Here is a 13,014-nt window from a genome sequence, read left to right as displayed (position 1 = left end):
GCTTCAGCTCGCGTGTTTATTGAAGATCGGAGGTTTGGAAAGCATCGCCGCGATTGGCGCGTGCATGAATCACGGACGGTTGGTCGCTTCTACCGTGACCCCAGTCGACCGCGTTGCCAGCATGCGCGAACGATGGGCGGTGGTCTCGAGGGACGACGTAGGGGAAGTGGCGCTTGAGCAGATTAAGCCGCTTTTCAAAGACCGACCAGGAGATGGAGGCAAGCAACACTGTGGCTGCGCCTGCGACCACAAACCGTCCGGGACCCTGCTGCGAAACATCAACGGGAATCCAAGGTTGAGCCTTGACCACCAGAGAGAGCACGATCGGGTGGAAAAGATAGACGCCGTAGCTAATGCGCCCCAGTGCCGTTAATGGAGAGAGCTCGGCCAGCCGGCCGAGATAGCCTCCGACCCCTGCTGAACAGCATCCCACAAGCATTGTCAGCGGCAGAAGGGGCAGAACCTCCATGCCGATCCAGGTCGCCCAATCAAGCGTCGGGGTCATCGGTGTCGATTGCAGCCACAACAGGATGACGAAGGCAGCAGCAAATGGCATCCAGCTGAGCCGCATCCATTGCGGCCAGGACGGGCTTCTCGTTCGATAAGCGGCCAGCAGCGCCCCCGATGCGAGCGCGTCCATCGACGCTGACGGGAGCAGATCACGCATCAGAGAAGGCGTCCCGGTCACGGGCCAGCAGAAGCGGTATGCCAACGAGCATGCGATAACGGCGATGCAGATCCGCTCAATCAGGTGGCGCGGCGCCAGCAGGATCACCAGCGGCCAGACGATATAGAACTGTTCCTCAATGCTCAGGCTCCATGTGTGACATAGAACCCAAGGAACCCACTCATCCTGCAGGGCATACCAGAAGTTCGAAAGATAGAACGCGTGCCACATCAGGTTGCCTCGGGCGCCTTCGAGATTGATAACCCAGATGAAGCCCAACATGGCGAAATAGGGAGGAAATATGCGCAGTGCGCGACGTATATAAAATGATTTCAGTGCAGTAGACGGTTGATACCGGTCGGCGCAGCGCGCATCCAAAAGGAGCCGAGTTATCAGAAATCCGCTAAGCACGAAGAACAGTCGTACGCCGAGGTGACCCCAATGGGACCCGTCAGTGGCGAAAAAATGTGCGTACAGCACCATCGTGACTGCAACGGCTCGCAGCCCGTCCAACTGCCGGTCGCGTGTATTCGACATAGACACCCCTCGGCAATAGCCTTCGTCTGCCACTCTCCTTGCGGGTGCCAGCTCCCCATCTGTTCTCGCCTTCTGCATCGTTTTTGGCGTCACAAGTGTGACATATGAAGCGGTGAGGCGGAGCCCAGACTGTAAGCGTGAATTCGGCCAAACTTTGACAGCGACTGTTTGATCAGCAGATTGCGTCACAGAATCGACGGCTGGCCTCTCAACGGTGGAGCGCAATCTCAAATGCAATTTGATGCACAGGTGGGGTAACGCCGGGTGCCGGGCGCGACCCGATTTATTCATTTTTGCAGCGTTTTCGGATAGTTGTCGCGGGCCAATCATTGGTGTTGGTCAAAAGCTCTTTTCTTTTTCACCTCGTCCTCCGAGACGCTCCGCGCTCCCTTCCGAGCAATTGCAAGCGTGCCGAATAGAAATCGGCACGCCTTTTGGGCCGGCGATGCGAGCCGCTTTCACACCAGTCCAGGCACGACGAATACCAGCCAGGCAACGACCGGGCCGATAATCGCAATCAAGGCGCTGTAGATCAGCAACTGCCGCAGCACGTGCTCGCGCTTGTCATCCGGCGCATTGGCGACGACGAGGGCGCCGTTGGTGGAGAACGGGCTGGTATCGACGATCGTCGTTGAGATCGCGATCGCCGCCACGACGCCGACGGCGCTGATGTGCCCTTGCAGGAGGAATGGAACAGCGAGCGGGATAATCGCGCCGAGCAGCGCGGTCGAGGATGCAAAGGCCGAGACAATAGCACCTGTGAAGCAAAGCAGGAGGGCCACCAGCAGCGGCATGCCGAGACTGGATATGCCGTTCGCCACATAAACGACCGTACCGGCTTTCTCCATTACGCCGACATAGGTGATGATGCCGGCGATCAGCAGCACGGTCGACCAGCTCACCTTGTCGATCGCCGCTTTCTGGGTCTTTGGCGACAGCAGCGCGAGTACGACGGCGACGGTCATTGCGACGAGGCCAACATTGAACTTGAAAACCAGGGCGCCTATGCCGAGCGCCGTCAAGCCGATCAAGGTGGTCATTCTCTCGTTGTTCAGGCGCAACGTCGTGGCAGTGTCAGCGGCGGTCCCGTAGGCATGCTCCCTGATCGGTTTTGCAGGTGTGCCGCCATGACCCCTGATCGACGCCGATACGCCTTCGGGATGCAGCTCTGGCAGGGGGCCGGATGATGCCGGTTTTTGTTTCATCACCTTTGCGCCGCCGAAAACGAAGAAGACCAAGACGGCGATCGCCAGGTTGAAGAAGAAACTGGAGAGAAACAGGGACGTCGGAGCGAAAGGCAGGCCGGCCTTCTCAACGATCTGGTTGGTGATGCCGCCATAGATGCTGATCGGCGAAAAACCGCCCGCCTGCGCGCCGTGGATCACCATCAGCCCCATCATGACCGGATGAATGCGGTACTGTACGGCAAAGCTCAAGGCGACGGGTGCGAGGATGGCGACCGCAGCCGGCCCAAGAGCACCGAAGCCGGTAATAATGGCGGCGACGAGAAACATCACCCAGGGAATCAAGCCGATCCGCCCGCGCACCAGCCGGACAGCACATTCGACGAGCCAGTCGATGGTGCCGTTGATCTGCGCGATGGCGAAAAGGTAGGTGACGGCGACGAGCGTCAGGAACAGATCACTCGGAAAGCCTGCGAATATGTCGCTGGTTTTCATCCCGATAATCATCGAGCCGAGCACGAAGGCGCCGGCGAATGCCAGTGCACCCATGTTGATTGGCTGGATCGTCGCGATGATGAACATAGCGACGAGCAGCCCTATGGACAGTAATTCAATACCCATGATTCCCCTCCCTCCGACGCCTCCGGCGCCGTAGTTGTTGTTGTCAAGATTGATACGGGATGTCGACGCACCCTCCTCCCAGAGGGCGCGGTCGCTTTACGGCCCAGCGTACAGATCGGCGTATTGCTGCCGCAGGATGTTCTTCTGAACCTTACCCATCGTGTTGCGCGGCAAGTCCTCGGCAAAGATGATGCGCTTGGGCTGTTTGTAGCGCGCGAGACGGTCCTGCAGTGCGCTGACAATGGCCTTTTCATCGAGGACGACACCGGGCTTGCGCACGACGATGGCCGTCACGCCTTCGCCGAAATCGGGATGCGGCACGCCGATCACGGCGCTCTCAACCACCCCCTCGATCTGGTCGATCTCGCCCTCGACCTCTTTCGGATAGATGTTGTATCCACCCGAAATCACCAGGTCCTTGCCGCGACCGACGATGTGCACATAGCCGTCGCCGTCGATCTTGCCGAGATCGCCGCTGATGAAGAAACCGTCGGCTGTGAATTCGGCTGCGGTCTTTTCCGGCATGCGCCAATAGCCCTTGAAGACGTTCGGCCCCTTGATCTCGATCATGCCGGTTTCTTCAGCCGGCAGCACGGCGCCGGTGGCGGGATCGGTGACACGCACCGTCACGCCCGGCAGCGGGAAGCCGACCGTTCCGGCAATCCGTTTCCCCTCATAGGGGTTCGATGTGTTCATATTGGTTTCCGTCATGCCGTAGCGCTCAAGGATCGCGTGACCGGTGCGTGCCTGAAACTCGGTATGCGTCTCGGCAAGCAGCGGCGCCGAACCGGAAATGAAGAGGCGGATGTTGGCGACCGCCTCTTTGTTGAGGCGCGCGCTTTGCAGGAGGCGCACGTAGAAGGTCGGCACGCCCATCAGCATCGTTGCCTGCGGCATCAGTGAAACCACCTCGTCGGCGTCGAATTTCGACAAAAGGAACATCGCGGCGCCGGCAAGCAGTGTAACATTCGTGGCGACGAACAGCCCATGCGTGTGAAAGATTGGCAAGGCATGAATCAGCCGGTCGTTTGCGGTGACGCGCCAATAGTCGCGCAGGGTCAGGGCGTTCGAAAGCAGGTTCCCATGCGTGAGCATAGCCCCCTTGGAGCGTCCCGTCGTTCCCGACGTGTAGAGGATCGCAGCAAGGTCGTCTGCGGAGCGCGAGGCATCGATAAAGTCGGCCGGCTCATCGCGTGCAAGATCAAGCAACGAGCCGGTGCCATCAGCGTCGAGCGTTTCGACGATGGCACCGTGAGGCTTCGCGATTTTCTCGACGCCACCCCGAGCGACCGACGAAACGACCACCAAGCGCGGTTCTGCATCGCCAATAAAATAGTCGAGCTCAGCCAGCGTATAGGCGGTGTTGAGCGGCAGGTAGACCGCGCCGCTGCGAAGGCAGGCGAGATAGAGGATTAAGGCCTCGGCACTTTTCTCGACCTGCACCGCAACGCGGTCGCCCGGGCGAAGGCCGAGCGTGTCCATCGCACTGGCAATGCGACCGGAAAGAGCGAGCGCGTCATGGTAGGTCCATGTGCGACCGCTATCGGTCCTGATGAACGGTGCGTCACCGGGCGCGGCAGCCCGTATGGCGTCGGAAAGATGGTTGCTCACTTTCGCCCTCCTCCAAGCGTTGAGTTCATGATGTGTGCGAATGGCCGGGAGCCTTGTAGGCCATTGCCCCCGCGGCGGCTTTCGTCGTTCTGGTTGAGCAAGCTTTTGACGGCCGGCGAAGCAATCACTTCGCCGCGCTGCGCCAATGCCTCGTGGTTGGCCACGATGTCATCGAGCTTGTAGAGATAGTTGACCATCAGGCCGTGTGCCTGCTGCATCGCCTTGGTCGAGCGGTCGCCAAGAAAATTCAGTCTTTCCAGTCGAGCGCCGTTGCCGAGATGGAAGCGGGCGACCGGATCGACCGGGCGGCCCTCCGGTGTCCGCTCGGTCAGGAAATAACGCGCCGCGAGCGGCAACAATACGCGCTCCACCTCGATCACCGTGCTCCCGTGTTCGGCCCAGTTCGGATCATCGAGCAGCATCAGTGTTTCGCGGATCGCATCTGACAGCAGCCGATCAGCGGCCGCGGCGCGCGCCTTGGCAAGCCAACGGGCGAAGCCCGGAACCGGCGACAGCGTGACGAAATTCTTCAGGTCGGGCAGATCTCTGCGCAGATCGTCCACGACCTGCTTGATCAGAAAGTTACCGAACGAGATTCCCCGCAGGCCATCCTGGCAGTTGGAGATCGAATAAAAGACGGCCGTCGTCGCCTCGTCGGCATTGATCTGCTCCCTGCCCTCATCCAGCACATCTCCGATCGCCCTTGGTACGGATCGTGTAAGCGCCACCTCAACGAACACAAGCGGCTCGTCGGCCAATCGAGGGTGAAAGAAGGCAAAGCATCGACGGTCGGCCGGCGCCAAGCGACGGCGCAACTCCTCCCAGCCGGCGATCTCGTGCACAGCCTCGTATTTGATGATCTTTTCAAGGATATAAGCCGGCGTCGACCAATCAATAGGTCGCAGCGTAAGAAAGCCGCGATTGAACCAGGAGCCGAACAGATGTGCGAAGTCGGCGTCAAGCGCATGATATTCTGCCGATTGCTCTTTCGAAGCAAGAAGCTGTTGCCGCATCCAGACGAGCTTGGCGGTGCCGTTCGGGGCGTGATTTAATCGGCGCAGGAGCTCCTGTCGCCGCGGCTCGGCCGCCTGGTGGAGAGCAATGACCGCGGAGGAGCTTTTGTCAGTGCGGTAATTTTCAATCGCCTGGTCGAGCTTGGTGGAATCAGGCCCAAACTTTTCATGAAGCATATGAAGGAATTTCTGCGCACCCTCGCTTTCGAGCGCCCCCCAGCGCTCGAGTATTTCGGCAGCAATGGCCATGCCTGAAGCTTCGCCCCGGCTCGATAGCAGCATTTCACAGAGCGTTTGGAGATCGACTTCGGCCGCGACCTGAGTGGTGCGCGAGCCGGAAAACAGAAGCTGGCGTCCGCGATCCGTGATGCTCTGTATCATGTCGGTGAAGAAGGAAGCCTCAGACATGCCATTCTCCTCTCTTCTGGATGATCGACCAGGATGCAGGGACCGGACCACTTCCCCTCGCCGGGTTTCACCGGTAGTATGTAGATTGTCATGTTTCGTACACGACGTCAACTATCGTGTATACAAGAATAATGCTCATGTATGATGGAATAGAGACGAATGTCAGAAAATGTCGGCCGGTGGCTTCGCGATGAAATTGAAAATGCAATTCTTTCCAACGAGTTCGCGCCTGGCGCGCGCTTGGACGAAATGGTGCTTGCCAATAGGTTCGGAGTCTCGCGAACGCCGGTGCGGGAAGCTCTGATGCAGCTTGACGCCATTGGTCTGATTGAGATCCGTCCGCGCCGAGGTGCTGTGGTTATCGATCCGGGGCCGCACCGCATCTATGAGATGTTTGAGGTTATGGCGGAACTCGAGGGGCTGGCCGGGTCGCTCGCCGCCCGACGGCTGGACGAGGACTCTCGAGAAGCGATCACGGTCGCCCACAGACGCTGTGAGCTATCAGCCGGTGCCGGTGACAGCGACGCTTATTATTACGACAACGAGGAGTTCCATAAGGCCATCTACGCGGCAAGCCGAAGCGACTTCCTTGAGGAGCAATGTGCGCAATTGCACCGGCGCCTGCGCCCTTACCGCCGCCTGCAATTGCGCGTGCGCAACCGCCTGGCGACGTCCTTTTCGGAACATTGCGGCATCGTCGACGCGATCTTTGCCGGCGACGGAGAGGAAGCCCGCCGGCTGCTGCGCGGACACGTTGGCATTCAGGGCGAGCGGTACAGCGACCTAGTCGCAAGCATGACGACCAAGTGACTTTGTGTTCAAGCAACGGGCTGGTCAGGCAATCTTGGACTTCGTGACGCTGCGGGAAACCTGGTTCTCGCCGAGATGGTGGTTTGCCGCCCTGCCTATGCTAGTCGCCGTTCTTGATACCAATGTCCTGTTTCCCATGTTGCTGCGCGATACGCTGCAACGTGTTGCGGCGGCAGGTTGCTTTCGGTCTCACTGGTCACCTCGCATTCTCGAGGAAATGACCCGCAACCTTGTCAGCGATTACGGCATGCACCCATCCCGGGCGGAAGGATGTGATCAATCAACGTGCTGAAAAGCTTCAAGAACTGTGGCTGGTGGAACGGGTGTTGGGCTAGCCGAATTATCTCAACATGGACGTTCGAATCCCTAATTCGGTGATCCGCAGAGCCGCCCCATTGTGTCACGTTGGCCCGCGCCGTTTCCGATCCGGTACTGTCCGAACGCATCGCAAATCTTGTCGCACAGGCTGCCTTGTCCGGAACGGAGCAGGGTAAAAAGGGCGCCTGAACTGCGGTTCTCCTATTCGATGGCCCGCCACTTGCTACCAGCCACGCGCGTCAAAGTCGCCAGGAGCGCCAAAAGCCGATGACAAATTCGCCGGCCGGAGACGGCTCCGAGATTCTCGTTCCGGAACCTGCGAAACAGTCGCGCAAAGCGGCGTAACTCGATCTCCTCACCCTCGAACCAGGCATCCAGCCCACAGTAGGCGGCCGCGGTCGCTGCATCGCTGCCATAAAGCGCGTGTGCCTGGTCGATGATGGCGTCATCGCCCGGATTTCAGCGCGAGCACGTCTTTCAGCAAGGCGGGGCGATGTTTGCCTACACGTTTGTTCAAAATTCCATGGGCAATCGGATAACGCGTCCACTGAAATTGGAAATGGAGATTGGACATTGTTGCTGAATGAAACACGTTCCAGACGGTGAAGCCTTGCTCTAATAAAGTCGCGACGAAAAAGGGCTGCCGAACTCTGAGAAAGCTGGTCGCAGCGAAACTCCATGGCATCTACGTGACGGAAGCGAACCTCAACTACCACGGGTCCATTACGCTGGACCCGGACCATTGCGAAGAAGCCGGTATTTTGCCCATGGAGTTCGTCGAGATCTGGAACAAGAATTTCGGCGCACGGATTTCCACCTACGTCATCCTGGGTGAACGCGGCTCAAGGTGCTGCATTCTAAACGGAGCTGCCGCGCGCACATGTCAGCCCGGTGATCAGGTCATCATCTGCAACTCGGTCTATCTCGACGAAACCCGGATTACGGCGTTGAAGCCCAAGGTGCTCACGTTCGACGAAGACAACCGTGTTCGTGATCGGTCGAGCTATTCGGTCGATATCGATCCGCAAGGACGATACACGTTCGACATCCTCGATGAGGCCAATACGACACTGCCCGTTTCCTTACTCGTGTCTGGCGCATAACAACGGTCGTGAAGCAACGCCCGGCACACCGATCTTCACATGTCACGGGCGTGGCTAACGACGCCGGGCTGCCATGATCTGAGGCGTGAGCCTGCAATCGGCCCGATGGATGTCGCGCCAAGATGGAACCCTGCCGCGTGGAGCCGAGGGACTGGGTGTCGATCCTGCCGAGCTTGTGACAAAATCTGGCTGACGGCTTCCTCGCAGCGCGAGGTTCAGTAGCGGCGCTCAGTTTTTCATTGGTTTTGATAACCTGCGCGGAGTGTGGCTTACTGTCCTCAGTCCTAGGACAGCGGACATTTGAAATGAAAAGCCAAGATATCGTCGTACTCCTCAAGCTCATCAGCCTGCAGGAACAAGAACTGGAAAAAGGCACCTCAGTCTGTTTTTACGAAATACTTGAGCGACATGATCAGCGTCATCGGATTTGTTGGCGACGCAGCGAAACCGTAGTGCTCATAGAACGCCTTGGCTTCGTCAGAAATCGCATGAACAAGAAGCCCGCGAATGCCCATGATGTGCGCGGCTTGCCCCACCCGCATCACGGCATCTCGCAACAAGGCGGCGCCAAGGCCCTTTACCTGCCAGCTTCGATCGATCGCCAGCCTTCCGAGCACAGCCATCGGAATCGGGTCCGGCATGTTGCGTTTGATAGCGCCCGGTGCATACGCCACGGCGAGCGCGCCGGAGGACAGGCAATAATATCCGACCACTCTTGCGCCTTCGCAAACGACGTAGGTCCGGGATGCGCCGCTGACCTGACTGCTTCGGGCACGGCGGCGCAGCCATTCATCGAGGCTGTCATGGCCGCTATCGAACAGTTCGAGTTCATGCGCTTCGCCTAGAAGCGTTGGGGCGGAAAGCATTATGCCTGCCAGGGTTTTGGTGCGCTCATAAGCCGCTCAAAACCCTCACCGCTGGGCGGCTGGTCAAGGACGGCCAGATAATGCTTATAGCTCTCGGGATCGACCTGAACGAGGGTCTGATCAAGCAGGGCGTCTTCGGCAGCGCGGCGAGCCGCGTCGATCATGAAGTCCGAGCGCGTTTTGCCATGCGCTTTGGCGGCGCGGTCGATCAGAACGCGCACGTCGTCACGTACCCTCAAGTTGACGGGGTGGGTACTGGTTTCTGAGGCGGATTTTGTTGACACAGTTTTATCCTTCCGCTGCCATTCTAGCACATTGAGATACACAATGTGTATCTATTTCGGAAGAACGGGATGCCTTGTCGCAATCGACCGCATGGGCACTGAATAACCCGGCTTCTTCGGCTCGGCGAGAATACCGGGCTGGCCCTCAATGAGTTTATATGTCAGCTTGCCGGGCATCGCGCCGGCTGGTTGAAGTCAAAACTCCTGCCATTCGTTCAACGCGGCGGTCGTGGTATGTCGCCCACTGAATGCACTTGCAAGTTTATTGCCGAGAACCCGAGCCGGTGAGGCCACTGGCCGGCTTCGCTGGTTTGCGACACGCGGTTGCCGATCGGTGCCACTGATCTTAAAAGGGGCGACAAGATCACGAAGCTTGGCGGATTCGTCCGCGAGACTGGTGGCCGCGGCCGTCGATTCTTCCACCATGGCGGCATTCTGTTGGGTCACCTGATCCATGGTGTTGACGGCAGTGTTGACCTCCGCGAGCCCCGTGGCTTGCTCTTTTGCCGCGACGGCAATCGAGTCCATATGCGGCCACCTGGCCGGCGATGCGCCAGACCCTGGCGACGAGTTGGCCCTTGTTGGTCTGTGTGTGACTCATACTATACCCCCTACAGTATACGAGCGACAGCGAAGCCGCACGTCTCACGGACCGCGGACCCAAACTAGCCAGTCATTGCAATTGAAATGTTACGGCCGTTACAGTACTCCGCAAGCCCGACTTCTACGGAGTCGCCCTGGCTGAGGACGCTATGGCGCGGTTGCGGCTTGCGAAAACTGCTCGATGCCTAAGCCCGTCGGGTCCTCGATACCCACGACGAAAACAGATGACTGACGCCCGGAGGCAATCGAGTGACGACTAACATCTCGCAACCGCAGGATGGCGTGCGGTCCATTCCCGCGGGGATCTGGGCGCTCGGCTTCGTATCGATGCTGATGGATATCTCTTCGGAGATGATCCACGCCCTGCTACCGGTTTATATGGTGACGGTGCTTGGAACGTCGGCGCTCGCTGTGGGCATCATTGAGGGGGTCGCGGAGGCGACCGCTTCGATCACCAAGGTATTTTCCGGGGCGCTCAGCGACTGGCTCGGCAAGCGCAAAGTCCTCGCTGTCATCGGCTACGGTCTCGCCGCCCTCACCAAGCCGATCTTTCCGCTCGCGCCAACGGTTGGATGGCTCGTTGCCGCCCGTTTCATCGATCGCGTCGGAAAGGGCATTCGCGGCGCCCCACGCGACGCTCTTGTCGCCGACATCGCTCCCCCGCATCTGCGCGGTTCGAGTTTCGGCCTTCGCCAATCGCTCGACACGATCGGCGCTTTTCTCGGACCGCTTCTCGCCATCGGCCTGATGTGGCTGACGGCAGATCACTTCCAGGCGGTATTCTGGGTCGCCGTCATCCCGGCGTTTCTGGCCGTTGTACTGCTTATCGTTGCGGTGAAGGAGCCGAAGCGAGCGGAGGGATTGCGCCGCGTCCGCATGCCGTTGCACCGCGACGAACTCGGTCGCCTTGGCGCGACCTATTGGTGGGTCGTCGTTATCGCCACCGTGTTTACCCTGGCGCGCTTCAGCGAGGCTTTCCTTGTGCTGCGTGCTCAGTCGGACGGCCTGCCGTTCATGCTCATTCCAGCCATCCTCGTCGTGATGAACATCGCCTATGCGCTGTCGGCCTATCCCGCGGGTGCATTATCCGACCGCAGGAACCGGGTCGCGGTGCTGGCAATCGGCCTTCTCCTGCTCATTGCGGCGGACATGCTGCTCGCGCTTGTGCCCGGCATAACCGGCCTCATTGCCGGCGTCGTGCTCTGGGGATTGCACATGGGGTTCACGCAGGGCTTGTTCGCAACCCTGATTGCCGACGCCGTGCCGCCGGAACTCCGCGGTACGGGCTTCGGCATGTTCAATCTCGTCACCGGTCTGGCATTGCTGCTCGCAAGCATCATCGCCGGCCTCCTGTGGGACATGGTGGGTCCGCAGGGCACGTTCCTGGTCGGCGCCGCTTTCTCACTTCTCGCGCTGATCGGATTGGCGCTTCTGCGCGATCGGTTGCGTAACGCTTCGGGTTAGTCCTCTGTACCCTGCTGCTTCATCCGTGCCCCAAACTGACTGCCAGCTCAGCCCTTCAAATAGCTTATGACGGCATCGGCGATCAGTGCCTTGTGCCGCTTTGCCGTTTCGGGCTCGGACAGGTCACGGCGGAAGATCGTCCCGAAGGTGTAGCGGTTGGATACCCGGAAGAAGCAGAAGGCGCTGATGAGCATGTGAATGTCGATCGGGTCAGCATTGCGGCGGAATACGCCCTGCGTGACACCGCGATCAAGAATCCCGGCGATGGTTTCAATGACGGAGACGTTGAGATCGCGAATTGCTTCGGAGCGCAGCATATGCGCGGCATGATGGATGTTTTCAATGCTGACAAGACGCACGAAATCGGGGTTGGCCTCGTCGTGGTCGAACGTGGTGGATACCAGCGTTCTCAGTGCCTCCTCCGGCTCCAGGCTCGAAAGTTTCAGATCCTCTTCGAGCGTGCGGATCTTCCGGTACGAACGCTCAAGGACGGCGAGATAGAGCGCCTCCTTGCTGTCGAAATAATAGTAGATCATCCGCTTGGACGTGCGGGTCTTCTCGGCGATGGAATCCACGCGTGCGCCGGCGAGGCCATGGGTGGCGAACTCCTCCGTGGCAACGATCAGGATATCTTCCTTCGTTCGCTGTGGATCGTTTTTGCGTCCGTTTTCTGATCGCACCGCCATCCCTTGCCGCTACTCCCCCGCTGGATTCCTGATTTCAACGCGAAAGGCAAAAATGCCAGCGCCTTACGACGGCCCCGCTCCGCGGACATAGTCTTATTGAGCTTGTGCACGTCTTTCAAGTTATAGCACTTGACATCCGAACTAGTTAGTACATTTTAGAGTCATGCTACGAAAGCTTGGAGGAGTGGCCGTAGCTTCCGCCGTATAGGCCCACTGTCGTGACCGATGACGTCAAGACAACGCGAGACGCGGCGAACCGCTTGGAGGAGCAAATGGTCCGGGTAATCGAATTCTGTTTTCTGGTGCTGAAAGCCGCGATCGCGCTGCTTCTTGCGGGCATGGTCGTGCTCGTCTTCGGAAACGTCGTCCTGCGCTACGCCTTGAACACCGGCATCACCTATTCCGAAGAGCTGTCGCGCATCTTCTTCGTCTGGCTGACCTTCCTTGGCGCCGTCGTCGCCATGCGGGAGCATGCGCATCTCGGGGTCGATTCCCTGCTCAGGCGGCTGCCGCCGCGCGGCGCGCAAGCCGCTGTCCTCGCGGGCCACGCGCTGATGTTGTGGGCAACATGGCTGATGATCAGCGGAAGCTGGGCACAGGCGGCGATCAATTTGCATGTCGCAGCACCAGCCACCGGCATTTCCATGGCTGTCTTTTATAGCGCTGGCCTCGCCTTCGGCATTCCCGCATTCCCGATCATCCTCTGGGACGCTTTTGCCGTCGCCACTGGCCGCATCGATGTAGCAACGGCAGAGTTCGTGCGCGACAGCGAAGATCAGATCGCGCTGGACGATCATGCCGCGCCGGCTCTTGCCCAGCCAATCGTGAAATCTTGAGGA

The 13,014-nt window shown here is 59.2% G+C and carries 12 protein-coding genes; 4 read left to right on the top strand and 8 right to left on the bottom strand.

What is annotated here, in order from left to right; all coding sequences use genetic code 11:
• Positions 1-16: 16 nt before the first annotated feature.
• The 4 genes from ACSQ2W_RS23675 to ACSQ2W_RS23660 form a co-directional block, all read right to left on the bottom strand.
• A complete protein-coding gene (locus ACSQ2W_RS23675) occupies positions 17-1,204 on the bottom strand; it encodes an acyltransferase family protein (RefSeq protein ID WP_436088582.1) in 1,188 nt (395 codons plus the stop codon).
• 458 nt (positions 1,205-1,662) lie between these two features.
• Positions 1,663-3,009 carry an SLC13 family permease gene (locus ACSQ2W_RS23670; protein ID WP_436088581.1) on the bottom strand — a complete coding sequence of 449 codons (1,347 nt, stop codon included), beginning with the start codon at positions 3,007-3,009 and terminating at the stop codon, positions 1,663-1,665.
• 96 nt (positions 3,010-3,105) lie between these two features.
• Positions 3,106-4,620: a malonate--CoA ligase gene (locus ACSQ2W_RS23665; RefSeq protein ID WP_436088580.1), complete on the bottom strand. Its 1,515-nt coding sequence runs from the start codon at positions 4,618-4,620 to the stop codon at positions 3,106-3,108.
• Positions 4,617-6,041: a malonyl-CoA decarboxylase gene (locus ACSQ2W_RS23660; RefSeq protein WP_436088579.1), complete on the bottom strand. Its 1,425-nt coding sequence runs from the start codon at positions 6,039-6,041 to the stop codon at positions 4,617-4,619. The genes ACSQ2W_RS23665 and ACSQ2W_RS23660 overlap by 4 nt, the downstream gene beginning before the upstream one ends.
• Before the next feature lie 159 nt (positions 6,042-6,200).
• Here ACSQ2W_RS23660 and ACSQ2W_RS23655 point away from each other — a divergent pair, with 159 nt between their 5' ends.
• Complete coding sequence (locus ACSQ2W_RS23655; protein ID WP_436088578.1) at positions 6,201-6,851, top strand: GntR family transcriptional regulator; 651 nt, start codon at positions 6,201-6,203, stop codon at positions 6,849-6,851.
• Between the two features lie 968 nt (positions 6,852-7,819).
• Positions 7,820-8,272, top strand: coding sequence for an aspartate 1-decarboxylase (gene panD, locus ACSQ2W_RS23650; protein WP_436088991.1), 453 nt, complete (start codon positions 7,820-7,822; stop codon positions 8,270-8,272).
• A gap of 377 nt (positions 8,273-8,649) precedes the next feature.
• On the opposite strand, the gene ACSQ2W_RS23645 is transcribed toward panD, so the two are convergent.
• From ACSQ2W_RS23645 to ACSQ2W_RS23635, 3 genes are all read right to left on the bottom strand, one after another.
• On the bottom strand, positions 8,650-9,138 hold the full coding sequence (locus ACSQ2W_RS23645; protein ID WP_436088577.1) for a GNAT family N-acetyltransferase: 489 nt from the start codon (positions 9,136-9,138) through the stop codon (positions 8,650-8,652).
• Entirely contained in the window at positions 9,138-9,422 is a 285-nt protein-coding gene (locus ACSQ2W_RS23640; RefSeq protein WP_074063656.1) for a DUF1778 domain-containing protein, read from the bottom strand. Before ACSQ2W_RS23640 ends, ACSQ2W_RS23645 begins: the two co-directional genes overlap by 1 nt.
• 195 nt (positions 9,423-9,617) lie before the next feature.
• Positions 9,618-9,950 carry a hypothetical protein gene (locus ACSQ2W_RS23635; RefSeq protein ID WP_436088576.1) on the bottom strand — a complete coding sequence of 111 codons (333 nt, stop codon included), beginning with the start codon at positions 9,948-9,950 and terminating at the stop codon, positions 9,618-9,620.
• Between the two features lie 402 nt (positions 9,951-10,352).
• Here ACSQ2W_RS23635 and ACSQ2W_RS23630 point away from each other — a divergent pair, with 402 nt between their 5' ends.
• Positions 10,353-11,489, top strand: coding sequence for an MFS transporter (locus tag ACSQ2W_RS23630; protein ID WP_436088990.1), 1,137 nt, complete (start codon positions 10,353-10,355; stop codon positions 11,487-11,489).
• 47 nt (positions 11,490-11,536) lie between these two features.
• Here ACSQ2W_RS23630 and ACSQ2W_RS23625 read toward each other — a convergent pair whose 3' ends face one another.
• Positions 11,537-12,175, bottom strand: coding sequence for a TetR/AcrR family transcriptional regulator (locus tag ACSQ2W_RS23625; protein ID WP_436088575.1), 639 nt, complete (start codon positions 12,173-12,175; stop codon positions 11,537-11,539).
• 272 nt (positions 12,176-12,447) lie between these two features.
• Here ACSQ2W_RS23625 and ACSQ2W_RS23620 point away from each other — a divergent pair, with 272 nt between their 5' ends.
• A complete protein-coding gene (locus ACSQ2W_RS23620; protein WP_436088574.1) occupies positions 12,448-13,011 on the top strand; it encodes a TRAP transporter small permease in 564 nt (187 codons plus the stop codon).
• Positions 13,012-13,014 lie beyond the last annotated feature (3 nt).

The sequence above is a fragment of the Pararhizobium sp. LjRoot255 genome (assembly GCF_964252905.1).
GTDB lineage: Bacteria > Pseudomonadota > Alphaproteobacteria > Rhizobiales > Rhizobiaceae > Pararhizobium.
Note: the sequence above shows the minus strand (reverse complement) of the source record. Positions and strands in the feature narration are given on the sequence as shown.

Excerpts from the sequence above, each read along its gene's own strand:
- ACSQ2W_RS23660 (WP_436088579.1), bottom strand. The coding sequence starts at position 6,041 with ATGTCTGAGGCTTCCTTCTTCACCGACATGATACAGAGCATCACGGAT.
- ACSQ2W_RS23625 (WP_436088575.1), bottom strand. The coding sequence starts at position 12,175 with ATGGCGGTGCGATCAGAAAACGGACGCAAAAACGATCCACAGCGAACG.
- ACSQ2W_RS23645 (WP_436088577.1), bottom strand. The coding sequence starts at position 9,138 with ATGCTTTCCGCCCCAACGCTTCTAGGCGAAGCGCATGAACTCGAACTG.
- ACSQ2W_RS23675 (WP_436088582.1), bottom strand. The coding sequence starts at position 1,204 with ATGTCGAATACACGCGACCGGCAGTTGGACGGGCTGCGAGCCGTTGCA.
- ACSQ2W_RS23620 (WP_436088574.1), top strand. The coding sequence starts at position 12,448 with ATGGTCCGGGTAATCGAATTCTGTTTTCTGGTGCTGAAAGCCGCGATC.
- ACSQ2W_RS23670 (WP_436088581.1), bottom strand. The coding sequence starts at position 3,009 with ATGGGTATTGAATTACTGTCCATAGGGCTGCTCGTCGCTATGTTCATC.
- ACSQ2W_RS23635 (WP_436088576.1), bottom strand. The coding sequence starts at position 9,950 with ATGGACTCGATTGCCGTCGCGGCAAAAGAGCAAGCCACGGGGCTCGCG.
- ACSQ2W_RS23655 (WP_436088578.1), top strand. The coding sequence starts at position 6,201 with ATGTCAGAAAATGTCGGCCGGTGGCTTCGCGATGAAATTGAAAATGCA.
- ACSQ2W_RS23630 (WP_436088990.1), top strand. The coding sequence starts at position 10,353 with ATGCTGATGGATATCTCTTCGGAGATGATCCACGCCCTGCTACCGGTT.